Source organism: Nonomuraea polychroma (assembly GCF_004011505.1).
Classification (GTDB): Bacteria; Actinomycetota; Actinomycetes; order Streptosporangiales; family Streptosporangiaceae; genus Nonomuraea; species Nonomuraea polychroma.
The window spans coordinates 2,867,007-2,890,662 of record NZ_SAUN01000001.1 but is presented as its reverse complement, the minus strand read 5'-3'; the positions used below and the strand labels follow the sequence as shown (position 1 = coordinate 2,890,662).

General features: G+C 70.4%; 19 protein-coding genes. 8 read left to right on the top strand and 11 right to left on the bottom strand.

The window, feature by feature from the left end; genetic code table 11:
• Positions 1 to 316 precede the first annotated feature (316 nt).
• Complete coding sequence (locus EDD27_RS12800; RefSeq protein ID WP_241563998.1) at positions 317 to 1,306, bottom strand: cation diffusion facilitator family transporter; 990 nt, start codon at positions 1,304 to 1,306, stop codon at positions 317 to 319.
• A complete protein-coding gene (locus tag EDD27_RS55470; RefSeq protein WP_206641377.1) occupies positions 1,300 to 1,455 on the bottom strand; it encodes a hypothetical protein in 156 nt (51 codons plus the stop codon). Before EDD27_RS55470 ends, EDD27_RS12800 begins: the two co-directional genes overlap by 7 nt.
• Before the next feature lie 108 nt (positions 1,456 to 1,563).
• Between EDD27_RS55470 and EDD27_RS12795 the strand changes: the two genes are divergently transcribed.
• A complete protein-coding gene (locus tag EDD27_RS12795) occupies positions 1,564 to 1,926 on the top strand; it encodes an ArsR/SmtB family transcription factor (protein WP_127932627.1) in 363 nt (120 codons plus the stop codon).
• Here the strand turns inward: EDD27_RS12795 and EDD27_RS12790 are convergent.
• Positions 1,917 to 2,531 carry an ACT domain-containing protein gene (locus EDD27_RS12790; protein ID WP_127932626.1) on the bottom strand — a complete coding sequence of 205 codons (615 nt, stop codon included), beginning with the start codon at positions 2,529 to 2,531 and terminating at the stop codon, positions 1,917 to 1,919. The two genes, EDD27_RS12795 and EDD27_RS12790, sit on opposite strands and share 10 nt — an antisense overlap.
• Positions 2,532 to 2,730: 199 nt before the next feature.
• Positions 2,731 to 5,844, bottom strand: a complete 3,114-nt coding sequence (locus EDD27_RS12785) for a bifunctional cytochrome P450/NADPH--P450 reductase (RefSeq protein ID WP_127932625.1) — start codon at positions 5,842 to 5,844, stop codon at positions 2,731 to 2,733.
• A gap of 55 nt (positions 5,845 to 5,899) precedes the next feature.
• On the opposite strand from EDD27_RS12785, the gene EDD27_RS12780 reads away from it, so the two are divergent.
• Complete coding sequence (locus EDD27_RS12780) at positions 5,900 to 6,460, top strand: TetR/AcrR family transcriptional regulator (protein ID WP_164903593.1); 561 nt, start codon at positions 5,900 to 5,902, stop codon at positions 6,458 to 6,460.
• A gap of 220 nt (positions 6,461 to 6,680) precedes the next feature.
• Here EDD27_RS12780 and EDD27_RS12775 read toward each other — a convergent pair whose 3' ends face one another.
• The 6 genes from EDD27_RS12775 to EDD27_RS12750 all read right to left on the bottom strand — a co-directional run bounded on the left by EDD27_RS12775 (position 6,681) and on the right by EDD27_RS12750 (position 13,894).
• Positions 6,681 to 6,980, bottom strand: a complete 300-nt coding sequence (locus EDD27_RS12775) for a hypothetical protein (RefSeq protein ID WP_127932623.1) — start codon at positions 6,978 to 6,980, stop codon at positions 6,681 to 6,683.
• Positions 6,981 to 7,120: 140 nt separating this feature from the next.
• The gene (locus EDD27_RS12770) at positions 7,121 to 8,371 is read right to left on the bottom strand and encodes a NosD domain-containing protein (RefSeq protein WP_241563997.1); all 1,251 of its coding nucleotides are present in this window, start codon (positions 8,369 to 8,371) and stop codon (positions 7,121 to 7,123) included.
• 60 nt (positions 8,372 to 8,431) lie between these two features.
• Positions 8,432 to 10,204, bottom strand: coding sequence for a glycoside hydrolase family 13 protein (locus tag EDD27_RS12765; protein WP_127932622.1), 1,773 nt, complete (start codon positions 10,202 to 10,204; stop codon positions 8,432 to 8,434).
• Between the two features lie 5 nt (positions 10,205 to 10,209).
• The gene (locus EDD27_RS12760) at positions 10,210 to 11,043 is read right to left on the bottom strand and encodes a sugar ABC transporter permease (protein WP_127940645.1); all 834 of its coding nucleotides are present in this window, start codon (positions 11,041 to 11,043) and stop codon (positions 10,210 to 10,212) included.
• A gap of 2 nt (positions 11,044 to 11,045) precedes the next feature.
• Positions 11,046 to 12,620 carry an ABC transporter permease subunit gene (locus tag EDD27_RS12755; RefSeq protein ID WP_127932621.1) on the bottom strand — a complete coding sequence of 525 codons (1,575 nt, stop codon included), beginning with the start codon at positions 12,618 to 12,620 and terminating at the stop codon, positions 11,046 to 11,048.
• A 5-nt stretch (positions 12,621 to 12,625) separates the two neighbouring features.
• Complete coding sequence (locus EDD27_RS12750; RefSeq protein ID WP_127932620.1) at positions 12,626 to 13,894, bottom strand: sugar ABC transporter substrate-binding protein; 1,269 nt, start codon at positions 13,892 to 13,894, stop codon at positions 12,626 to 12,628.
• Between the two features lie 246 nt (positions 13,895 to 14,140).
• On the opposite strand from EDD27_RS12750, the gene EDD27_RS12745 reads away from it, so the two are divergent.
• The 3 genes from EDD27_RS12745 to EDD27_RS12735 all read left to right on the top strand — a co-directional run bounded on the left by EDD27_RS12745 (position 14,141) and on the right by EDD27_RS12735 (position 17,900).
• A complete protein-coding gene (locus tag EDD27_RS12745; protein WP_127932619.1) occupies positions 14,141 to 15,634 on the top strand; it encodes a glycoside hydrolase family 13 protein in 1,494 nt (497 codons plus the stop codon).
• 65 nt (positions 15,635 to 15,699) lie between these two features.
• Positions 15,700 to 17,040 carry a sensor histidine kinase gene (locus tag EDD27_RS12740; RefSeq protein WP_127932618.1) on the top strand — a complete coding sequence of 447 codons (1,341 nt, stop codon included), beginning with the start codon at positions 15,700 to 15,702 and terminating at the stop codon, positions 17,038 to 17,040.
• Between the two features lie 47 nt (positions 17,041 to 17,087).
• Entirely contained in the window at positions 17,088 to 17,900 is an 813-nt protein-coding gene (locus tag EDD27_RS12735) for an SAM-dependent methyltransferase (RefSeq protein WP_127932617.1), read from the top strand.
• On the opposite strand, the gene EDD27_RS12730 is transcribed toward EDD27_RS12735, so the two are convergent.
• Positions 17,897 to 19,234 carry a cation:dicarboxylate symporter family transporter gene (locus EDD27_RS12730; protein WP_127932616.1) on the bottom strand — a complete coding sequence of 446 codons (1,338 nt, stop codon included), beginning with the start codon at positions 19,232 to 19,234 and terminating at the stop codon, positions 17,897 to 17,899. The two genes, EDD27_RS12735 and EDD27_RS12730, sit on opposite strands and share 4 nt — an antisense overlap.
• A gap of 110 nt (positions 19,235 to 19,344) precedes the next feature.
• Here EDD27_RS12730 and EDD27_RS12725 point away from each other — a divergent pair, with 110 nt between their 5' ends.
• The 3 genes from EDD27_RS12725 to EDD27_RS12715 all read left to right on the top strand — a co-directional run bounded on the left by EDD27_RS12725 (position 19,345) and on the right by EDD27_RS12715 (position 23,631).
• Positions 19,345 to 20,859, top strand: coding sequence for a sensor histidine kinase (locus EDD27_RS12725; protein WP_127932615.1), 1,515 nt, complete (start codon positions 19,345 to 19,347; stop codon positions 20,857 to 20,859).
• On the top strand, positions 20,856 to 21,521 hold the full coding sequence (locus EDD27_RS12720; protein WP_127932614.1) for a response regulator: 666 nt from the start codon (positions 20,856 to 20,858) through the stop codon (positions 21,519 to 21,521). Before EDD27_RS12725 ends, EDD27_RS12720 begins: the two co-directional genes overlap by 4 nt.
• Before the next feature lie 73 nt (positions 21,522 to 21,594).
• On the top strand, positions 21,595 to 23,631 hold the full coding sequence (locus tag EDD27_RS12715) for an N-acetylneuraminate synthase family protein (protein WP_127932613.1): 2,037 nt from the start codon (positions 21,595 to 21,597) through the stop codon (positions 23,629 to 23,631).
• The last annotated feature ends 25 nt before the right edge of the window (positions 23,632 to 23,656 follow it).

Sequence of the window (23,656 nt, the reverse complement as noted above, 5' to 3'; positions counted from 1 at the left end):
GCCCCCGAGCCTCGGAGCCGCACGCCCCCGCGCCTGGGAGCCGCATGTCCCCGCGCCTCGGCGCCGCACGTCGGGGACGTGGAAGCACTCGGGTGGTGAGCAAGCTGACCAGCGCGCGGGCGACCGCGCGGCCCGGCAGACGGGGCTGCGGGCGGGCGCGTGACCGGGTGGACGGGCTGCGGCCGGCCGCATGGCGAGGCGGCCCGACCCCGGGCGGACGGGGCGCGGACCGCCGGAGGGACGGGCCGCGAACCGCTGCATGGCGGTGCGGCACGGCGTCGCGGGGCCGGGGACGTGGGCCGTGAGCGGCCCGGGGTCAGGTGGTGCGGTGAGTGGAGAGGGTGGCGTGGTGGTCGGCGCCGTCCGGGCCGTGGGGGTCCGTGTGGACGGTGGCGGCCCGCAGGCGGGGCAGGTCGTGGATCAGCCGGTGCTCGGCCTCGACCGCCACGGCGTGGGCGTCCACGACGGACATGTCGTGATCCACGAGGATCTCCACCTCGGCATGGAGCGCGTGCCCGATCCAGCGCAGCCGTACGGACCCGACCCGCTGGACACCGTCGACCGTGCCGATGATGCGTTCGGCGGCATCGACGAGCGCGGGATCCACGGCGTCCATGAGCCGGTGGTAGATCTCGCGAGCCGCATCACGCAGGACGAAGCAGATCGCACCCGTGATCAGCAAGCCCACGATCGGGTCCGCGATGGGGAAGCCGAGCCCGGCGCCACCCGCCCCCAGGAGGACGGCGAGCGAGGTGAACCCGTCGGTCCTGGCGTGCAGGCCGTCGGCGACCAGCGCGGCCGAGCCGATTTCCCGCCCCACTTTGATGCGGTACCTGGCCACCCACTCATTGCCGAGGAACCCCACCACGCCTGCGCCCGCCACCCACCAGACCGCCTGCATGTCCTGCGGATCGAGCAGCCGCTTGATCGCCTCGTACCCGGCCAAGCCCGCCGAGACGGCGATGAGCAGGACGATGACGATGCCCGCGAGATCCTCCGCCCGGCCGTACCCGTAGGTGAAACGACGCGTGGCGGCGCGCCGGCCGATCGAGAACGCGATGGCCAGCGGTACGGCGGTGAGCGCGTCGGCGAAGTTGTGCAAGGTGTCGCCGAGGAGCGCGACCGAGCCGGACGCCACGACGATCACGGCTTGGACGGCGGCGGTGACCATCAAGACCGCGAACGAGATGGCCAGCACGCGCATGCCGCGACTGCTGGATTCGAGAGCGGCGTCGGTCTTGTCGGCGCTGTCGTGGCTGTGCGGCGTGAAGGCATGCGCCACCCGGCCCAGCGCCGCCTTCACCACCCTCCGCCCCGACTCCTCCCCGCCCTCACGTCCATGCCCGTGCCCGTGTCCATGCCCGCGGTCCGTTCCGTGCCCGCCACCGTCTCCATGCCCGTGGCCGTGGCCGCGTTCATGCCCATCACCGTCTCCATGCGCGTGCCCGTGCCCATGAGCCTGTCCGTCCGGGTGAGGGTTCTGCGGTGTCGAGCCGGAATCCCGCTGATCAGACATGGCACCTCGCTTGCGTCCTTCATCCCTGTTGGCAAGGATATGTAGTCATGTACGCACGCGACAACGCCTCAGGTGCCAACCAGTCGCAAGAGCACGGCCATCCCACCCCCGCCCAGGTCAATGCGGCTGTGGACGCCTTCCGCATGCTCAGCGACGCCACACGTTTGAGACTGATGTGGCTGTTGTCGTCCGGCGAGCTCGATGTGAACTCACTTGCCGAGTCCATCGGCGCGCCCCGCCCGTCGGTGTCCCAGCACCTGGCCAAGCTCCGGCTCGCCGGCCTGGTGGACACCCGGCGGGACGGACGCAGGGTGCTCTACAGGGCCCGCGACTCCCACGTACGGGCCCTCATCGCGGAGGCCCTGTTCCACGCCGACCACGAGGTGTCAGGCCTCCCCCGTCACGACTGAGCCGGCGCCCGGGCGGCCAGCTTGGCGACCACGTCCACGATGCGGGCGGCACGTTCCAACTCCGCACGGTGGAACACCGGGCCTTCAGCCCGGGCCACGATCACGTGCATGCCCAGCGCCACCACGGGCAGCAGCATCAGCCGCAACTCGCGGGCGTCGAGGGAGATGGCCCGCGGCGGCGGCTCCGGCAGGTCGAACTCGGCGGGAGCCGCCAGGGAGGCATGCCGTACGGCGCCGTCGGCCACCGCCAGCGACCACTCGGCCCCGCACAACCCCGGCAGCGCGTCCACGAGCGTGGCGAAGCCCCGCGCCGGCTCGGACACGACGTGCATGAGCAGGTCGTAATCCAGCGCGGACCCGGGCACCTCCTTGGTCGCCCAGACTCCCTCAACCCGTACGCCGGGCACGGCGGACAGCCGCTCGCGCGCCTCTGACGCGGTCACCGGGCCGGGCCACGATACGGTGAAGTCGTCCACGGCCCGCCCCGCCTCACGTTCGAGCACCGTGACCTGCAGGATGTCGGCTCCGAGCGTGCCCAGCGCCTTGGCCACCTGCCCCAGCCCACCTGGCCGGTCCGGCAGCGACACCCTCAGTCGCAGCAGCATTGCCGCCCCCTTTCCAGAGGCTTTCACAGTGCCGTGGAAAGGTTTCGAGTATGTTCCACGGATATGTCGCGCATGCTGCGGTTATATCCCAGGATGAAGGCTTAAGTCCGGATTGTCGAGAAGGCTCTACCAACTGTCAGCCGCGACTTTTCCCAGGTCACGGTAGGATCGCCCGCCCAGGTGGGCGACCATACCAGGGTCAAGCGAACACGTCCTGCTGATAGCGGCCATCCGCCTCCAGACCGGCCAGCCACACTGCGCCGTCCCCGCCGGTCCGCTTCTCGTAGAGGTCCAGCAGCGCCTGCCGCACGGCGGGCGCCATCCTCAGGCCGTCGCCGCAGACGTACACGTGGGCGCCCTGCTCCAGCAGCTCCCACACCTCATCGGCGTGCGCGGCGACGGCGTCCTGGACGAACCGGTAGGGATGCCCCGGCAGGGCCGAGAACGCCGTGTGCACCCGCACCTCGTCCCGCTCCGCCCAGTCCGCCAGCTCGCCGGCGTACAGCAGGTCGTGCTCCGGGTGGCGGCACCCGGTGAACAGCTCGGCCCGCCCGGTGGCGCCCGTCAGCGCCCGCTCTTCGAGGAAGCCGCGCAGCGGCGCGAAGCCGGTGCCGGGGCCGACGAGGATGACGGGAGTGGCGGGGTCGTCCGGGAGCCGGAACGGCGGCGCGGGGACGCGGACGTACCCGTAGAAGACCTCGCCTTCCTTCAGCCCGGCCAGGTAGGCCGAGCACATGCCCTGGTACGTGCCGGCGCCGGACCAGGCGGGCCCCTCGACGAGCCCCACCGTGAGCCGCACCAGCGACGGGTCGGTCAGCGGCGACGAGGACACGGAGTAGTAGCGCGGCTTGATCGGCCCGGCCATCTCCAGGAACGCCGGCAGCGGCAGCTCGATGGCGGGGAAACGTTCCAGGAGGGCCAGCGGGGAGACCCGCTTGGCGAGGATCTCGTCGGCGTAGTTCGCGGTCAGCTCGGCCAGCTGGCCGCGCGTCCATGGGCAGGCGGTGTGAGCGGCCAGCGCCTCCAGGTTGGCCCTGGTGGCCACCTCCTGCAGCTCGGCGAACTCGGTCAGCAGCAGCCCGGCCGTCACCGGCGTGTCGACCGGCAGGTGGGTGGCTCCGGCGGCACGCAGCCGCACGAGCTGCTCCCGGGGGACGCGCAGGCAGCGCAGCGCCCATTCGACCAGCTCGGGGTCGTTCTTGGCGAAGACGGCCACGTGGTCGCCGGCCGCGTACGTGACGCCCTCGGGCAGCCTGGCCACGATGGAGCGCACGCCGGGGCGCGGCGCCTCGATCGAGAAGTCCCACAGGCCCGTGGGGTCGCCGGTCAGTTCCTCGTTGGAGACCACGGTGAGCGGGAAGGCGCGCTCGGAGACGACGGCCGGCCGGACCTCCGCCTCGGTGAGCACCTCCATCTCATAGCGCGGCCCCGCCGACTCGGCGGTGGCGCTGTACTCCTCGGCCAGCGCCGCCCACAGCTTGGCGGTCCACGCCGACACGTCGCCGTCGAAATCCCCGTCGGCGTCGGCCTCGCCCCGCTCGATCAGCGGCACCGCTCCGGCGGCCGTCAGCTTCTCGTACGCGCGCCGCGGGAAGGCCTGGTATGTGGGCCACTGCGTGTTCCCGCAGCCCAGCACGGCGAGCCGGACCCCGGACAGGTCGGGCAGCGCCTCGAGGGCGTCGAAACGCTGGGCGTTGTCGGGCGCCTTGCCGTTGTAGGAGGAGGCCACCACGACCAGCAGGCCCTCGCTCGGCGCGGCCAGCTCGTCCAGCGTGGTCAGCGTGGTGGCGAATCCGGCCCGCCCGGCCCGCTCGGCCAGCCGCTCGGCGATGTCGGAGCTGGTGCCGAGGTTGGAGCCGTACGCGACGGTGAGCGGCACGCCGGTGACGGCGATCTCCTGCTCCTCGGCCTCCTGCACCGTCTCCTGGATGACGGCGGCCCGCTCATGGGGGCGGCGCTCGCGGACCTTCAGCGTGAACCCGTCCGGCTTGAGCGTGAGCGTCTGCTTGATCTTCATGCGGTAGGCGTCCGGGTCGGACAGCGCGAAGCGGCGCAGGATCATCGCCAGCGCGAGCCTGGCCTCGGTGAGCGCGAACTGGCGGCCGATGCAGGCCCGCTCGCCGTTGCCGAACGGCTTGTACGCGGCCGGGTGGTGGTGCTGCCTGTTCTCCGGCAGCCAGCGGTCGATGTCGAACTCGCCGGGCCGCTCCCACGCCTTGGGGCTGCGGTGCAGCGCCGGCAGCAGCACGACGACCCCCTGGTCCTTGGGGATGGGGTAGCCGCCGAGCGTGGTGTCCTCGACCGCGCTGACGCTGAAGGCCGGGATCGGCGACCACACCCGCAGCGTCTCCTCCAGGATGCGCGCGATGACGTCGAGCTTCATCACGGTCTCGTACGCCGGCGGCTCGTCGCCCGGCAGCAGCCTGTCCACCTCCTCGTAGGCGCGGGCCAGGGTGTGGGGCTCGCGCAGCAGGTTGTACAGGGCGAAGGAGAGCAGGCCGCTGGTGGTCTCGTGGCCGGCGATGAGGAAGGTGAGGACCTGGTTGCGGATGTTCTCGTCCGACAGCCGCGCGCCGCTCTGCGGGTCGGAGGCCTCCAGCATCAGGCCCAGGAGATCCTTGGAGCCGGTGGCGCCCCCGGCGCGCCGCCGCCTGATCACGTCGTCGACGAGCGCCTGCATGGTGGCGATGTCGCGCCGGTAGGTCTCCTCCTGCTTGCGCCTGAGCCGCGTGACGAACGGCAGCTGCTGGTTACGCAGCATGGCCTCGGTCAGCGCGCCGCCCATGGCCTGCAGGAACGGGTGCAGCTCGGGCGAGTCGAAGGAGTTGAACCGGTAGCCGAACCCGGTCAGCGAGATCGTGTCGAGCGTGAGCCTGGTCATGTCGTCGGCGACCGGCAGGTCCTCCCCCTGGCGATCTGCCCACGACGCGACGAGCTGCTCGGCGACCTCCAGGAACTGCGGGTAGTAGGCCTTCATCGAGCGTTGGCTGAAAGCGGGCATCAGGATGCGGTGCGCGTGCCCCCACACCGGCTCGTCGTGGTCGGCCGTGAAGAGCCCGTCGCCGCCGAAATCGCGCACGATCGACAGCGGCGGCCTGATGCGCTTGACGAACCGGCTCTCATCGCACACCTGCGCGACCAGGTCGGGGTCGAAGACGAGCACGATCGTGCGCCCGGCGACCTCGAGCCGGAAGATGCCCTCCGCCTGGTATCGGGAGGCCACCTGGACGAAGTGCTCGATCGGCGCGTGCGAGGGAATTTGCAGCGTGTTGCCCAGGATGGGCAAGCCCTGTGGGGCGGGGATACGCGACATGAGTGCTCCCGGATGTGTAGCCATACACCGTATGGCTGACGCTACCATACGGTGTATGGCAGTGAGCGCGCGCAGGGGTGAGCCCCTGACTCTCGAAGAGATCAGCTCCACGGCTCTGCGTCTGATGGACGAGGGCGGCGTGGAGGGCCTGTCCATGCGCAAGCTGGCGGCGGAGCTGGACGTCAACCCGATGTCGCTCTACCACCACGTGGAGAGCAAGGAGGCGCTGCTCCGGCTGGTCTGCCACGGGGCCGCCGAGCGCATGCACCTGCCGCCGGACGACGGCGCGTCGTGGCAGGACCAGCTCAGGGCGCTGGCACTCACCTACCACCGGCACGCGCGGGAGCACCCCGCCCTGTGGACCTACGTCCACAACCATCCGGAGATCGTCTCCGACCGGCGTATGAGGCTGTGGCAGGTGCTCTACCGGATCCTGCGGCTGGCCGGGGTGCCGGAGGCGGAGCTGTGCAGGACGGGGGACGTGCTGCACGCGTTCGTCTCCGGCCTCGTGCTCTTCGAGACCCAGGGGCATATAACGGACGATCCCGAGGAGATCGACCGCACCTTCGACACGGCCGTCAACCTGATCGTGCGCGGCCTGGAGGGATCCCGGTAGCCGCTTGGTCCCCAGGATCCATCCTTTGCCGTCGAGATCGTTGAAGAAGACGAACGTGTTCCAGCGGCCGCTTTCGCCTTCCGCCAGGTGGCAGTCCGTGAGCACGCGGTCCATGCTCTCCTCCTTTCGGCCTGTCACCAGGGCGTCGGTCACGTGGTCCCCGGATCGACACCCTGTGGTGAAGGTGTTTCGCCCGGCCCCGCCCGTCACCGGCAGGTCCTCAGCCCGACGCCTGCCAGACGGCCTCGAAGGCGTCCTCGGGGATCTCGGTCAGCTCCCAGATCTCCAGCGGCTGGTCCGTGAGGAAGCCCCGCTCGTCCTGCAGGTGGCGCCACCAGTAGCGGCGGGCGACCCGGTCGGCGCCGACCTCGACCTGCCGGATCGCCCAGTGCTCGCCGTCGCCTTCGACGCTCTCGAAGAGCCAGACGCGGCCGTCCTCGTCGGCCATGTGCCAGTAGTGGCGGGGGGCGTCGGACTCGGCCAGTTGCCTGACCAGCGGTTGCCGGAGATCTTGTTGCACGGGCCCCACTCTAGACACCGCCACTGTCAGAACGCGCCGCTGCCGTCCCGGCCCCGACGGCCGCCGGAGCCCGGCAGCGCCGAGCGGGTCGAGGCCGTCCGTGGCAGGCGTTCAGCGGGATCCGGGCGATCGGCGCCGGGTCAGCGCTGGTACGCCCCGGCGTCCGGTGATCCGGTCACGGGCTTGCCCGCCGCGTCCTTGGCGAAGGCCTTGCCCCCGTACCACGTGGCGGTGAGCGTCAGGCCGCGGCCGAGCGCCGGGGAGCCGGGCCGCAGGCGCAGGTCCGTGCGGGAGACGAACTGCGGGTTCGCCATGACGGACTTGGGCCCGAGCTTGAACTTGGCCGTGCGGCCCTGGTAAACGCTGCCGGACTCGTCCGCGCCCTTGCCGTCCTCCCAGCCGGCTGCGCCGCCCACGACGATGACGTTGTTGCGGAGCTTGAGTATCGACGGGGAGCAGCCGTCGTGGCAGGACCAGCCGACAGTGTCCTTGGCCGGAAGGTAGACCGAGTTGTGCACGGCGACGGTGCCCTTGACGGGTCCGACGATGTGGCGGGAGCCGCGGGTGATGAGGAAGGAGCCGCGGCTGCGCGAGGAAGTCACGACGTTGAAGGCGAACACGTTGCCGGTGGCGGTCTTGCCCTTCTGCGCCCCCAGCTCGGTGAAGGTCTCGTTGTTCCTGGCGACGTTGTGGGTGACGCGGTTGCGGTCGCCGTTGAAGATCTCGACGGCGGCCCCGTCGGTGCCGTAGTCCTGGCTCTTGGCGAAGCTGCCGGTGATGGTGTTGCCGGTGACCACGTTGTCGTCGCCGTTGAGCAGCACGCCGAAGGCGCCGGAGTCGTTGTCGCCGCCGTCGTCGTTGACGCTCATCCGGTTGTTGTCGGTCAGCACGCTGTCGCGGACGGTGTTGCGCGAGCCGGAGGCCGTGACGAACACGCCGGCGATGTTGCGGTCGGCCTGCACGCCGGACAGCTCGTTGTGGTCGCCGTCGATCTGGAAGCCGGCCCAGCGGCAGCCGGAGGCCCGCAGGCCGCTGACCCGCCAGTAAGCGCCCGAGATCACGACGCAGTCCGTGTCGTCGCCGCTGATCTTGGCGAGCGGGCCCTTGCCGTACGCCTTGATGGAGATCGGCCGGCCCGCGGTGCCCGTGGCCGCCAGGGTGAGCGTCCCCGTGAAGGTACTGCCGCGCTTGACGGCGACGGTGTCGCCGGGCTTGAGGTCGGCCGCGTTGATCTTGTCCAGCGACTTCCACGGCGCGGTCGCGCTGGTCCCGGCGGCCGCGTCGTCACCTGCCCTGGAGTCCACGTAGTACGTCGTGCCCGCCTGGGCCGATGCCGCGACCGGTACGGCAGGCAGGAGCGAGGCCATGACGGCTACGGAGAGCACCCTCATACGAGCACACCACTATCTAGTTGAAATGACTAATAACGGACGGAGGCCACCGTAGCGTGATCAATGCGTGAGACGCCAGACACGCAGGGCAGGTCCGTCACCCGGGATGACGTCGCCGTCCCCGGCGTTGTGGACGCCTTCCGCCCGCATCCCGATGGCCAGCGGCTCGCCGGGCGCGCGACGCGCGCTGACCAGCAGCGTCTCCTGGTAGGTCTCGCGCGCGAACACCAGGCAGTCGGCGTCGGCGTGCAGCCACCGCAGGCCACCGTGACGCAGCGCGGGCTCGGCGCGGCGCAGCCCGAGCAGCTCGCGATAGCCGGCGAGGGTCACCATGTCCTGGTCGGCGGGCCGGTTCCAGGGCATCGGGGTGCGGGAGTGCTCGCCGTTCACCCCGGTCAGGCCGAACTCGCTGCCGGCGAAGACCATCGGCGTGCCGGGCAGCGTGGCCTGCAGGCCGAGGGCGAGCAGGTGCCGCTCGCGTGAGCCGGTGACGGTGCGGATGCGCGGCGAGTCGTGCGAGTCGAGCAGCTGCCAGGAGTGCCGGTAGGACCGCCAGGACATGTGCGCGGCGAACGAGCGGAACGTGGCCAGCGTGGCCAGCCCGTCCCGCGCGGGCACGCCGCCCGGCACCCCCAGGAAATGCTCCAGGTCCAGCTCGGAGCCGCGCAACCAGGTCCAGACGGGCCGGGTGAAGCCGCCGTAGTTCAAGGTGCCGTGCCAGCCGTCGCGGTCCAGGTCGGGCGTGGCGTCGTGGTTGTGCTCGGCGATGAACGCGGCCTGCGGGCCGAGCGTACGCCGCAGCATGGCGGCGACCTCGTGGTTGTGGTCGACCGCGCCGAGCCTGCCGGTCATGTTGGCCACGTCCACGCGCCAGCCGTCCAGCGGCCCGAGCCACTTCGTGAGCACCTCCCGCATGGCGGCGCGCACGCGCTCGCTGGCCCAGTTGAGCTTGGGCAGCGACTTGACGCCCCACCAGCTCTCGTAGTCGCCGGTCTCGGGGTCGAAGTAGAACATCTCCCGCTCGGGCGCGTTCACGTCGGACACGGCGGCGGTGAACCATTCGTGCGCGTCGCCGCAGTGGTTGGTGGTGATGTCGCCGAGCAGCCGCATCCCGCGCGCGTGCAGCGCGTCGGACAGGCGGTGCAGCGCCGCGTCGCCGCCGAGGAGCGGGTCGACGGTGTCGAAGCTCGCGGCGTCGTAGCGGTGGTTGGAGCGGGCCGGCCAGATCGGCGTCAGGTAGACGGTGTCGGCGCCGAGGCTCTCGATGTGGTCCAGCCGCTGGACGATGCCGTCGAGGTCGCCGCCGTAGAACTGCTCGGCGGTGCCGGGGCCGCTCGGGATGACCGGGTCGCGGTCCCAGTCGCGCGGCTGCGCCCAGTCCGGCAGCTCGCCCATAGGACGAGAACGGTCGAAGCGGTCGGGGAAGATCTGGTAGACGATCGTGTCCGCCATCCACGCGGGCGGCGGCTGGTGGCACACCAGGCGGAAGTCGCTCGCGTCGGTCAGGTCGTGCGTGACGAGCCCGGCCGCGGTCAGCCATGCCTGGCCGCGGCCGGTGGTGAGCAGGAACCGGTACGGCGTGACCGGGTTGACCGCGGTGATCTCGGCCCGCCACCAGACGTCGGTGCCGCCGAATCCCCGGATGTCACGCGACGTCCGCGATGCCTCGAAATACCGCGGCTCGCCGTCGTGCACCGTACGCACGTGCACGCCGGTGACGCCGACGGCCAGCGGCGCCCGCAGCCAGAGCGTCACCCGCGAGCCGAGCTCGGGCGCCTGCTCGGAGACATACAGAGCCGAGCCGTCGTGATGCGGCTCCCCGATGTAGCGCAATGCACCTATCCCTTGACAGCTCCGGCGGTCAGCCCGGAGACGATGTACTTCTGCAACCAGAGGAACACACCTACCGTGGGAACGGCGGTCAGCAACGTCGCCGCGGCGAACATGCCGAAGTTCGCATTACGGTGGTCGCCGGCGATCATGCCGTACATGCCGACGGCGAGGGTCTTGCTCTCGGGGTCGCGCAGGAACACGTTGGCCATGAGGAACTCACTCATGGTGCCGATGAACGCCAGCAGCGCGGTGACCGCGAGGATCGGCGTGACCAGCGGCATGATGACGCGCCAGAAGATCTGCGCGTGCGTGGCGCCGTCCACGGTGGCGGCCTCGTCGAGCTCCTTGGGCACGGTGTCCAGGAAACCCTTCATCAGCCAGGTGTTCACGCCGAGCGCGCCGCCGAGGTAGAGCAGCATGAGCCCCCACACGGTGTTGAACCCGAACGCCGGGTACAGCTCCGTCACCCTGGTGAAGATCATGAAGATCGTGACGATGGCCAGGAACTGCGGGAACATCTGGATGAGCAGCAGCGCCAGCAGCCCGACCCGGCGGCCGGCGAAGCGCATGCGGCTGAAGGCGTACGCGGCGAACATCGACAGCAGCAGGCTCGCGAACGACGCCACCAGCGCGATGAACACCGAGTTGAAGAACCACCGCGCGAACGGGTAGGTGTCGGAGCCGAACAGGTTGGCGAAGTTGCCCGCGCTCGCCCCGTTCGGCAGCAGGTCGGTGGAGGCCAGCGTGCCCAGCGGGTTGATCGCCGCGGAGACCACGAACAGGATCGGGAACACCGCGAACGCGCACACGGCGAGCACGAAGAGGTGCCTGAGGGCCATTTTCACGCGTAGACCTCCTCCTGCTTGCGGGTGCGCCGGAACGCCACAGCCGAGACGACCGCCACGATCGTGAAGATGAACACCGAGATCGCGGCCGCGAACCCGAACTGCGCCCCGCCCGCCCCGAACGCCAGCCGGAAGGTGTAGGTGATCAGCAGGTCGGTGCTGCCCACCTGCGGGCTCTCGGCCGGGAACGGCCCGCCGTCGGTGGTGAGCGCGATCGCGTTGAAGTTGTTGAAGTTGTACGCGAACGACGAGATGAGCAGCGGCGTGAGCGCCACCAGCAGCAGCGGCAGCGTGACCCGGCGGAACGCCTTCCAGGGCGTGGCCCCGTCGATGGAGGCCGCCTCGGTCAGCTCACGCGGGATGGCCTGCAGCGCGCCGGTGGTGACGAGGAACATGTACGGGAAGCCGAGCCATAGGTTGACCAGGATCACCCCGAACCTGGCGGTCATCGGCTCGCCCAGCCAGTCCACGTTGGCGCCGAGCAGCTGGTTGATCAGGCCGAAGTCGCGGTTGAACATGTCACGCCACACCAGCAGCATCGCGAAGGAGGGCATCGCGTACGGCAGGATCAACGCGATCCGGTAGAACCGCGTGCCTCGCATGCGCGGATGGTGCAGCGTCAGCGCCATCGACATGCCCAGCGCGAACGTGCCGAGCACGGAGCCCAGGGCGAAGACCACGTTCCATCCGAGCACTCCCACGAAATATCCGGAGATCGTGGGATCGGTCAGCACGCGGGCGAAGTTGTCGAGCCCGACGCCGACCTGCCAGCCCTGCGCCAGGTGCTCGCCCTTGGCGTTGACGAAGTAGCCCTGGTCCTCGTCGGCCGTCCAGGTGTCGCCGTTGCCGCGGACGCAGTCGCAAGCGGCGTCGTACACCAGCGTCGCCCGGCCCTCGACGGCCCGGCTGAGCCCGTTGGCCTTGATCACGCCGCTGCCGGTCGGCACGGCCAGCGCGGAGACCTGCTGGGCGCGGGCGGCCGCCTCCGGCGCCTTGAGCACGGTCAGGCCCGGCGCCCTCAACACCTTGCCGGTGACACCGACCTCGGCTCCCGCCAGCGGCGTCAGCCCCTTGGAGGTGCCGAGGGAGACCTGCTTGGTCGCCGGGTCCACCAGCAGGAACACCAGCTCCTCGCCGCGCAGCGCGACGGTCAGGCCGTACTCGGGCGAGCCCGGGGCCTGCCGCACGGAGCCGGTCTCGATGGCGGTGATGGCGGCGGCCTTGTCGCCGCGGTGCCCGTCGCCGAAGTTCGTGAACGCGGTGGTGACCGTGTAGACGACGGGGAACACCTGGAACGCGATGAGGAAGACGGTGCCCGGGATGAGGTATTTGGCCGGGATGAAGCGGCGGGTCAGATAGAGGGAGGCGATGGCCGCCGTGGCCGCGCACAGCAGCGCGAGCGACACCCACGACCCGGCGGCGATCAGCGGCGGCACGGCGTAGACCAGGATCGCGGCGGCCACGGCCAGCACCGCGATCCTGCTCACCAGGAACGCCGTGGTGATCTCCCTGCGGGGCCGCACGGGCGCGCTCGCCCGTGCGGCCTCACGTACGTCAACAGACGATTGCATGACCGTCAGTTCTTGAGCGCGCCGTCGATGGCCTTCTGCGCGGCCGCGGCCGCCTTGGCGGCGTCGCCGCCCTTGACGACGGCGGTCTCGGCGATGCCGAACGGCTCCCAGATCGCGGCCATCTCGGGGATGGCGGGCATCGGCATGCCCTCCTTGCCGGCGTCCATGAACTTGATCGCGTCGGGGTCGGTGGCCTGGACCTCCTGCAGGGCGGCGGTCAGCGCCGGGGGCCGCGGGTCGGCCTCGTACAGGGCCTTGGCGACGTCCTTGTTCGTCACGTAGTTGGCGACGAACTCCTGCGCGAGGGCCTTGTTCTTGCCCTTGGACGCGACGAAGAACGACTGGACGCCGACGAACGGGGTGGCGGGCTTGCCGTCCTTGAACGCGGGAACGGCCGTGATGTCGTAGGAGATGCCGCCCTTCTTGACCTCGCTGATGGCCCACGGGCCGGAGACGAGGTAGGCGCACTTGCCGGAGGCGAAGTTGACGATGTAGTTCTCGTTGGTGATCGACGTGCGCAGCGCGCCGTCGCCCTTCTCGCCGAGCGCCTTGAGCTTCTCGAACGCCTTGACCGAGTCGGGCGCGTCGAGCAGCACCTGCTTGGGGTCGGGGTCGCCGGTGGAGGTGGCGCCGAACAGGGCGCCGCCGCCGGAGGCGAAGATCGGGTAGACGTGGAAGGCGTCGCCCTTCTGGCCGACGGGGATGCAGAGCACTTCCTTGACCTTGCCGGCCTTCTTGAGCTCCTTGCCCTTGTCGATCATGTCCTCGATCGTGGCGGGGGCCTCGGGGGCGAGCTTGGTGTTGCGGATCAGGGCGATGTTCTCCACCGCGTACGGCGCGCCGTAGATCTGGCCGTTGAAGGTCACCGCCTGGATGGCCTTCTCGGAGAAGGCGCCCTTCTGCTCCTCGGTCAGCGTGACCGGGTCGATGGCGCCGTTCTGCACGAGGTTGCCGATCCAGTCGTGTGCGCCGATCATGATGTCCGGGCCGCTGCCCTGCTGGGAGGCGGTGAGGAAGGTCTGCTGGTTGTCCTTGCTGATCTCCTTCACCTCCACCGTCACGCCGTTCTCGGTGCCGAACTGGTCGGCGAAGGGCTTGAGCGGCTTGACGCGGCTGGGGTCGGCCCAGATCACGAGGTTGCCGGCGGTGGTGGCTGCCGGGGCGGAGGCGGACGCGCTGGGCGCCGCCGGGGAAGCCGGCTGGGAGTTGCCGCAGGCCGTGGCGGCGAACGCGAGGGTCGCGAAGGCGGCCGTACCGAGAGCCCGCATGCGCATGGGACCTCCTGAGGTCACGCAGGAGCGGCGGCGCGCATGGACACGCACCGCCGCAACGAGGAAAGCCAGTTTTCCGGGACGTTACTGTCTCTTTGCAAGAATTGGAAGAACTTGCGCAAAGCGTTACAGAAGCTCGACGTGAGATCTGCAACTTTCCGAAAGTTGCACTTGACCGGCTCTGCGTGATCGGGACATCCTTCACCAGAACATCACCCGACATCTCGGGCACCCGGGGGAAGGACAACCATGCTCGGCAACGACGATTGGTGGCGCGACGCCGTCGTGTACCAGGTCTACCCGCGAAGCTTCGCCGACGCCAACGGCGACGGCATGGGGGACCTCGAAGGCGTGCGCGACCGCCTGGACTATCTCGCCGGCCTGGGCGTGGACGCCATCTGGCTGAGCCCCTTCTACACCTCTCCCATGGCCGACGGCGGCTACGACGTGGCCGACTACCGCGACGTGGACCCCATGTTCGGCACACTGGCCGACTTCGACGCGCTGGTCGCCGACGCCCACGCCAAGGGCATCAGGGTCATCGTGGACCTGGTCCCAAACCACTCCTCCGACCAGCACCCCTGGTTCAAGAGCGGCCTGCGCGAGCGCTACATCTTCCGCGACAAGCCGAACGACTGGGAGTCGATCTTCGGCGGGCCGGCCTGGACGCAGGTCGAGGACGGGCAGTGGTACCTGCACCTGTTCGCGCCCGAGCAGCCGGACCTCAACTGGGACAACCCCGACGTGCGCGCGGAGTTCCGCGACGTCCTGCGCTTCTGGCTGGACCGCGGCGTGGACGGCTTCCGGGTCGACGTGGCGCACGGCATGATCAAGGCCGACGGGCTGCCCGACGTGGGCCCGAAGGACGGGCCGCAGGCCGAGATGCTCGGCGACGAGCAGGTGCCGTACTTCGACCAGGACGGCGTGCACGACATCTACCGCGAGTGGCGGCCGATTCTCGACTCCTACCCGGGCGGGCGGATGGCCGTGGCCGAGGCCTGGGTGTCCTCGCCGGAGCGGCTGGCCCGCTATGTCGGCCCCGACGAGCTGCACCAGGCGTTCAACTTCGACTTCATGATGGCCGACTTCCACGCCAAGTCGTTCCGCACGGTCATCGAGAAGGCGCTCAAGGAGGCCGAGCTGGTGGGCGCGCCCACCACGTGGGTGCTGTCCAACCACGACAAGCCCCGCCACGTCACCCGGCACGGCGGCCTCGCCCGCGCCCGGGCGGCCACGCTGCTCATGCTGGCGCTGCCCGGCTCGGCCTACCTCTACAACGGCGAGGAGCTGGGCCTGCCGGAGGTGCTCGACCTGCCCGATGAGCTGCGCCAGGACCCGGCGTTCCTGCGCCGGGGCGAGAGCCGCGACGGCTGCCGGGTGCCGATCCCGTGGAGCGCCGCCCCTGGCTGCGGCTGGCGGGACCCGTGGCTGCCGATCCCGGAGGAGTGGACCGGGCTGTCGGCCGAGGCCCAGGAGGACGACCCGGACTCCACGCTGAACCTCTACCGGGCGGCGCTGCGCATCCGCAAGCGGCACCCGGCGCTCGGCGGCGGCAGCCTCACGTGGCTCGACTCCTCCAAGGACGTGCTGGTCATCGAGCGTGACCCCGGCCTGGTCGTGGTGCTCAACACCGGCGAGGAGCCGGTGCGGCTCGACTGGACCGGTGAGGTGCTGCTGTCCAGCGGTCCGCTGGAGGCCGACGGATCGGTGCCGCCGGACACCGCGGTCTGGTTCCAACGATGACCAGTTGGCGGAATCTTTCCATTAATGCGACATATGGCGGAAATTACCCTCGGTAGTGTCGGTGGGTGTCTGCCCTCTGGGCGAGGTCCTTGCGGGGCCGCGTCACCCTCATCGCGACGGCCGTAGCCGCCCTCGTGCTCATCCCCGTGAGCGTCGGGGCGGTGCTCGTGACCAAGTCCCTGGTCGAGGCGAGCGTGTACGAGGCCACCAGGGACACCGCCGAGCGCATCGCGTACGAGATGCGCAGCGGCGCGCTGCCCCTGGGCGCCTCCATCCCCGTGCCCGACCCGTCGGTGGATCTCATCCAGATCGTCGGGGCGGACGGGCGGCTCCTGGCCACCAGTGACGCCGCCAGGAACCTGCCGCCGCTCAGCGACGTGCGTCCCACGGACGAGAACCGGGTCATCAGCGCCACCAACTGCCTGCCGACCGAGTGCGTGCACCTGTCGGCGGTCCGGGTGAGCAAGTTCACCGACTCCCCCGTCGTCTACGCCGGCCGCAGCACGCCCGATCTGCTCGCCACGCGCATGTTCGAGGTGATCGTCTTCGGCGAGATCGCCGTGCTGATCGGGCTGGCCGGATGGGCCACCTGGCTGGTCACGGGCCAGGCGCTGCGCCCGGTGGCGACCATGCGCGCGGAGCTGGACGCCGTGCACGCCGGCGACCTGAGCAGCCGCGTCAGCGAGCCGCCGGGCGAGGACGAGGTGGCGGAGCTCGCCAGGTCGGTCAACAGCACGCTGGCCCGGCTCGAACGCTCCGCCGAGCAGCAGCGGCAGTTCGCCTCCGACGCCTCGCACGAGCTGCGCACTCCCATCGCCGGGCTGCGGGCCCAGCTCGAGAGCGCCCAGCTCTACCCCGAGGACACCGACGTCGAGACGCTCGTCTGCAGTGCCCTGCGGGACACCGACCGCCTGGAGGCCATCATCACGGACCTGCTCCTGCTGGCCAGGATCGGCTCCCGGGTGGACGTGGCCAAGGAGCGGGTGGACCTGGCCGAGCTGGTGCGCCAGGAGCTGTCCGTCCGCGCCGACAAGCTCCCCGTGCGCGCCGACCTGGTCGAGGGGGTGCAGGTGGATGGCGTACGGCTGCAGCTGGCCAGGGTGCTGACGAACCTGCTGGACAACGCCCAGCGGCACGCCGAGCACTACGTCCAGGTCACCGTGTCCAAGGAGGACGGCATGGCGGTGCTGGCGGTGGAGAACGACGGCGTGGAGATCGCCGCGGAGGACCGCGAGCGCATCTTCGAGCGCTTCACCCGCCTGGACGCCGCCCGCAGCCGCGACGCGGGCGGCACCGGCCTGGGCCTGGCCATCGCGCGGGACGTGGCGATGGCGCACCGCGGCCAGATCACCGTGGAGGACTGCCCGGGCGGCGCGAGGTTCGTCCTGCGACTTCCCGCCGTTTAGGCAGTGTTTTCTCAGTATTTGTCGGCAATCAGTGTGATCATGGGGCGATGACGGAGCAGGCACCGCAGGGCGTAGACCCCCATATCCCGAACGCGGCCCGCATGTACGACTACTTCCTCGGCGGCAAGAACAATTTCAAGGCCGACCGGGACCTCGCGGACCTGGTGCTGAGCGTGATGCCGGAGGTCAAGGTAGGGGCGAGGGAGAACCGGGCGCTGATCGGGCGTGTCGTGCGCTACCTGTGCGAGCAGGGCATCACGCAGTTCCTGGATCTCGGATCGGGATTGCCGGCGGTGGAGAACGTGCACGAGGTGGCCTACCGCCACGCGCCCGACGCACGAGTGGTCTACGTGGACAACGACCCGGTGGTGGCCGCCCACGGCCGCGCGATGCTGGCCAACCCCGACCGGGTGGCCATCGTGCTGGGCGACATACGCCGGCCGGAGGAGATCCTGAAGGACCCGGAGGTGCGCGGCCTGCTGGACTTCGACCGGCCGGTGGCCGTGCTGATGATGTTCATCCTGCATCTCATCCCCGACGAGGACGACCCGCAGGGCTTCGTGGCCGCCTACCGCGATGCCCTCGCGCCCGGCAGCTATCTGGCGCTCTCGCACGGGACCAACGATGTAGCCACCGAGCGGGTGATGAAGGTCAGCGAGTTCTACAAGCGGGCCAACGCCTCGTTCACGCCGCGGCCCGGCAGGGAGATCGGCGCCTTCTTCGGCGACTTCGAGCTCATCCCGCCGGGCCTGGCCACGGGGCCGGGGATGCCGTGGCCTTTCACGGATCCCGGCCACCCGCTGTTCATGGACGAGGAGATGACCCGCATGGCGTACGCGGGCATCGGGCGCAAGCCCTAGACCTTCGTCAGCTCCTTGTCGCCCGCCTCCGGCTCGGCCGGCTTCTCCTCGTCGTCATCGAGCAGCGAGGCCTCGTCGAACGGGGCGTGCCCGGCCAGCACCTGGCCGGCGCGTTCCTTGTCGAACTCGCCCGTCCAGGTGCCGACGAGCACGGTGGCGACGGCGTTGCCGGCGAAGTTCGTCAGCGCCCTGGCCTCCGACATGAACCGGTCGATGCCGACGATGAAGCCCACGCCCTCGACCAGCTCGGGCCGGTGCGCCTGCAGACCGCCGGCAAGCGTGGCCAGGCCCGCGCCGGTGACGCCCGCCGCACCCTTGGACGCGACCATCATGAACAGCAGCAGCGCCACCTGCTCGCCGAACTCCAGCGGCGAGCCGGTCGCCGAGGCGATGAACAGCGTGGCCATGGTCAGGTAGATCGCGGTGCCGTCGAGGTTGAAGGAGTAGCCCGTCGGCACCGTGATGCCGGCCACGGTCCGGCTCACGCCCAGGTGCTCCATCTTGGCGATGAGCCGGGGCAGCGCCGTCTCCGAGGAGGAGGTGGACAGGATCAGCAGGAACTCACGGCCCAGGTAGCGCAGCAGCGACCACAGCTTGATCCGGGCGACCAGCCACAACATCGGACCGAGCACGGCGCCGACGAACAGCAGGCAGGTGATGTAGAAGGCGGCCATGATGATCGCCAGGCTCTTGAGCGCCTCGATGCCGGTGGCCCCCACGACGGCGGCGATCGCGCCGAACGCGCCCACCGGCGTGGCCCACATGATCATGGCGAGAATCCGGAACACGAGCCGCTGCAGGTGCTCCACGCCCCGCAGGATCGGCGCGCCCTTGGCGCCCATGGCCTGCAGCGCGAACCCGGTCAGCAGCGCCACCAGCAGCGCCTGCAGCACCGATCCCGAGGTCAGCGACGACACCAGCGTGTCGGGGATGACGCCGAGCAGGAAGTCGACCGTGCTGCCGCTCTCGGCGCCCTTGGCCGCCTCCGCCTCGGCCGCCTGCCGGGCGGCGTCGGTGAGCTGGAGCCCCTCACCCGGATGGATGATGTTGCCCACCATGAGGCCGATGATCAGGGCGACCGTGGACATCACGATGAAGTAGCCGAGCGCCAGACCGCCGACCTTGCCGACCTTGGCCGCCTGCCGGACCGAGCCGACGCCGAGCACGATGGTGCAGAAGATGATCGGGCCGATCACCATCTTGATGAGGGCGACGAATCCGGTGCCGAGCGGTTTGAGCTCCTTGCCCACGTCCGGCCAGAGGAACCCGACCAGGATGCCGAGGAGGACCGCCACGATGACGGCCACGTAGAGGTAGCGAGTGCGATCACGCATAGGGCGGTTCTCCAGCCATTTGGAGGGAAGTTCCGGTTGTGCGACTATGCGCTGCACAAGTGACCCAGGTCACGATTGCGTAAGTTACGTTCACGAAAGAAGTCGTTAACATGCGGCGCTGGAGCCTGGCGGGGCAGATGTTGGTCCTGCAGCTACTGGTGGTGCTGGTCACGGCCACCGGCGGGGCCGTGCTGGCCCTGGTGCAGGCGCACGATCTGCTCACTCACGAGGCCCGGAGCACGGCTGAGGCGGTGGCGGTGGCCGTGGCCACGACGCCCGAGGTGCTGGAGGCCCTGGACGGCCCGGACCCGAGCGCGCGGCTGCAGCCGCTGGCGGAGGGCATACGCAAGAGCACCGGCGTCGACTTCATCACCATCATGAAGACGGACGGAACCCGCTACACCCATCCGAACCCGGCCGAGATCGGCAGGAAATTCCGCGGCAACATCGGGCCGGCGCTGGCGGGCAGGACGTTCACCGAGACCTACACCGGCACACTCGGCCCGTCCGAGCGGGCGGTCACCCCGGTCTTCTCGGACGGCCGGGTGGTCGCGCTGGTCAGTGCGGGCATCACGGTCGAGAGGGTCAGCGGCTGGCTGCGTGACCGGCTGGCCTGGGGCGGGTTCATCGTGGCGCTCGCGCTCGGCCTGGGCGGGGCCGGCACGTGGCTGGTGACCGCGCGGCTGCGCCGCCAGACCCACGGGCTCGGCCCGGTGGAGCTGGGCCGCATCCACGACCACCACGACGCGATCCTGCACGCCGTCAGAGAGGGACTGCTGCTGATCGGCAAGGACGGCACGCTGACGCTGTGCAACGACGCCGCCCGGCACCTGCTCGGCCTGCCCGACGACGCCGAAGGGCGGAACGTGGCCGAGCTCGGGCTCACCGACGTGCTCGCCGGGGAGGACGAACGCGTTCACCTGGTGGGCGACCGCGTCCTGGCCGTCAACAGCGCCGCCAGCCGGCTCGGCACGGTCGTGACCGTACGCGACCACACCGAGCTGCAGGCGCTGAGCGGCCAGCTCGACGCCGAGCGCGGCTTCGCCGACACGCTGCGCGCGGCCGCGCACGAGGCCGCCAACCGGCTGCACACCGTCATCACCCTGGTGGAGCTGGGCCGCACCGAGCAGGCGGTCGCGCTCGGCACCGCCGAGTTGCGCGCCGCGCAGGAGCTGACCGACCGGGTGGTCGGCTCCGTACGCGAGCCGGTGCTCGCGGCGCTGCTGCTGGGCAAGAGCGCCGAGGCCGCCGAACGCGGCAGCGAGCTGGTCATCAGCGAGGACAGCGAGCTGGACGACCTGGGCCTGGACCCGCGGGAGCTGGTCACGATCGTGGGCAACCTCATCGACAACGCCATCGAGGCGGCCACCCGCGTGGAGGTGCACCTGAGCGCGGACGACCAGGAGGTCCTCATCAGGGTCGCCGACAACGGGCCCGGGCTGGCCGACCCGGCGGCGTTCGCCAAGGGCTGGACGACCAAGGGCGACGGCCGCGGGCTCGGCCTCGCGCTCGTCGGGCAGGCGGTGCGCCGGTTGGATGGCACCATCGACGTCCAAGGCTCGGTGTTCACCGTCAGGCTGCCCATCCCGGCGCGGCCGCACCCGGACCGGGAGGGAGCACGATGATCTCGGTGCTGGTGGTCGAGGACGAGGAGATCACCGCCGAGGCCAACCGCATCTACGTGGAGCGGGTGCCGGGCTTCGAGGTGGCCGGGGTGGCCCGCTCCGGCGGCGAGGCGCTGCGCTTCCTGCGCAAGAGGCCCGTCGACCTGATCCTGCTCGATCTGTACCTGCCCGACATGCACGGCCTGGAGGTGTGCCGGGCCGTGCGCGCGGGCGGCCTCATGTGCGACATCATCGCCGTCACCTCCGCCCGCGACCTGGCCATGGTCCGCTCGGCGGTGTCGCTCGGCATCTCCCAGTACCTTCTCAAGCCGTTCACGTTCGCGACATTGCTCGAAAAGCTCACCCGTTACGCCCGGTTCAAGGAGGAAGCGGGGGTCGCCGTCGGCCAGGGCGACGTGGACCGGGTGCTCGGCACCCTCAGAGGCAGCTCGGAGCTGCCGAAAGGCATGTCCAGGGACACCCTCGACGCCGTCGCCGCCAAGCTGCGCGAGCGGCCCGAGGGCATGGCGGCCCAAGCCGTGGCGGACGCGATAGGAGTGTCCCGCGTGACGGCCCGCCGCTACCTGGAACACCTGGTGGAGCTCGGTGTGGCGGCCCGCATGCCGCAGTACGGCGCGGTGGGCCGGCCAGAGCTTCTCTACCGGATCCCCATGGAAAGTTAATGACGGTGACGCTGGCCGTTCAATCCGGCCCTCTAGCTTCTGGGTGCAATCCGATCCTTTGAGGAGACACACCTTGCGAGTCTTGGCCGTTGTTCCCGCCCGCGGAGGTTCGGCGGGCGTTCCCCTGAAGAACCTCGCCCTGGTCGGGGGCGTCCCGCTGGTCACCCGCGCGGTGCGGGCCTGCGTGCGCGCCGAGCTCGTGGACCAGGTCGTGGTCAGCACCGACCACGCCCAGATCGCCGAGACCGCCCGCGAGGCCGGCGCGCTCGTCGTCGAGCGTCCCGAGGAGCTCAGCGGCGCGACCGCCTCCAGCGAGTCGGCGGTGCTGCACGCGCTCGACGCCCTCGGGGAGGACCCCGAGGTGGTCGTGCTCGTGCAGTGCACGAGCGCGTTCATCGACCCTGACGACCTGTCGGCCGCCGTGCGCAAGGTGCTCGACGGCGAGGCCGACTCGGTCGTGTCGGGCCTGCCGACGCACGAGTTCCTCTGGACCGCCACCGGCGGCGGCGTCAACCACGACCCCGCCGTCCGCCCGCGCAGGCAGGACCGCGACCCCGAGTTCCGCGAGAACGGCGCCTTCTACGTCATGCGCACCTCCGGCCTGCGCGAGTACGGCCACCGCTTCTTCGGCGCGATCGCCGTGCAGCCGGTGCCGCCGCAGCACGCCATCGAGGTCGACAACCCCGAGGACCTGGAGCTGGTACGCGCGCTCGCGCCGTTCGTCGACAAGCCCGAGCCCATCGACGTCGACGCCGTCATCACCGACTTCGACGGCGTGCACACCGACGACCGCGCCTACGTCGACTCCGACGGCCGCGAGATGGTGCTGGTCAGCCGCTCGGACGGGATGGGCGTGTCGCTGCTGCGCCGCTCCGGCGTCAAGGTCCTGATCATGTCCACCGAGCACAACCCGGTCGTCGCCGCCCGCGCCCGCAAGCTCGGCGTGCCGGTGCTGCAGGGCCTGGCCGACAAGCAGACCGTGCTGCGCGACTGGCTGCGCATCGAGGGCCTCGACCCGGCGCGCGTGGCCTACGTCGGCAACGACGTCAACGACCTGGGCCCGATGGCCGAGGTGGGCTGGCCGGTCGCCACGCCCGAGGCCCACCCGCGGGTGCGCGCCGCCGCCCGGGTCGTGCTGACCAGGGCCGGCGGGTCCGGCGCGGTACGCGAGCTGTGCGACCGCGTCGTGGCCGCCCGCCCCGAGCGGCCGGTCCTGGAGGTCAAGGAAAGGCCCTCGCTCGGCCCGGTCGCTATCGGCGACGTGCTGGTCGGCGACGGTGAGCCCGTCTACGTCATCGGCGAGATCGGCATCAACCACAACGGCGACCTCGACATCGCCCGCAGGCTCATCGACGTGGCCGCCGACGCCGGGTGCCAGGCGGTCAAGTTCCAGAAGCGCACCCCCGCGATCTGCGTGCCCGAGGAGCAGAAGGGCCAGATCAGGCAGACGCCGTGGGGCGAGATGACGTACCTGGAGTACAAGGAGCGGACCGAGTTCGGCCGCGATGAATACCGGCAGATCGCGAAATACTGCGACGAGCGTGGCATCCACTGGTTCGCCTCGCCGTGGGACGTGCCGTCCGTCGAGTTCCTGGAGGAGATGGACGTCCTGACGCACAAGGTGGCCTCGGCCAGCGTGGCCGACCACGAGCTGCTGCGGGCCCTGGCCGCCACCGGCAAGCCGATCATCCTGTCGACCGGGATGTCCACGTTGTCGGAGATCGACGCGGCCGTGGAGATCCTCGGGACCGATAAGCTGATCATGATGCACGCGACGTCCACGTACCCGCTGCCTCCAGAGGAGGCGAACCTGCGCACGATCACCACGCTCAAGGAGCGGTACGGCGTCCCCGTCGGCTACTCCGGCCACGAGCGCGGCCTGCAGATCTCACTGGCCGCCGTCACGCTCGGCGCGGTGACCGTGGAGCGGCACATCACGCTCGACCGGACGATGTGGGGCTCCGACCACGCCGCCTCGCTGGAGCCGTCCGGCCTCGAGCACCTGGTGCGCGACATCCGGATCATCGAGCAGGCCTTGGGCGACGGCGTCAAGCGCGTCTTCCCCGGCGAGGAGGCCCCCAAGGCCCGCCTGCGCCGGGTGACCGTCTGACCGTCACCACCCAGGAGAACGAACC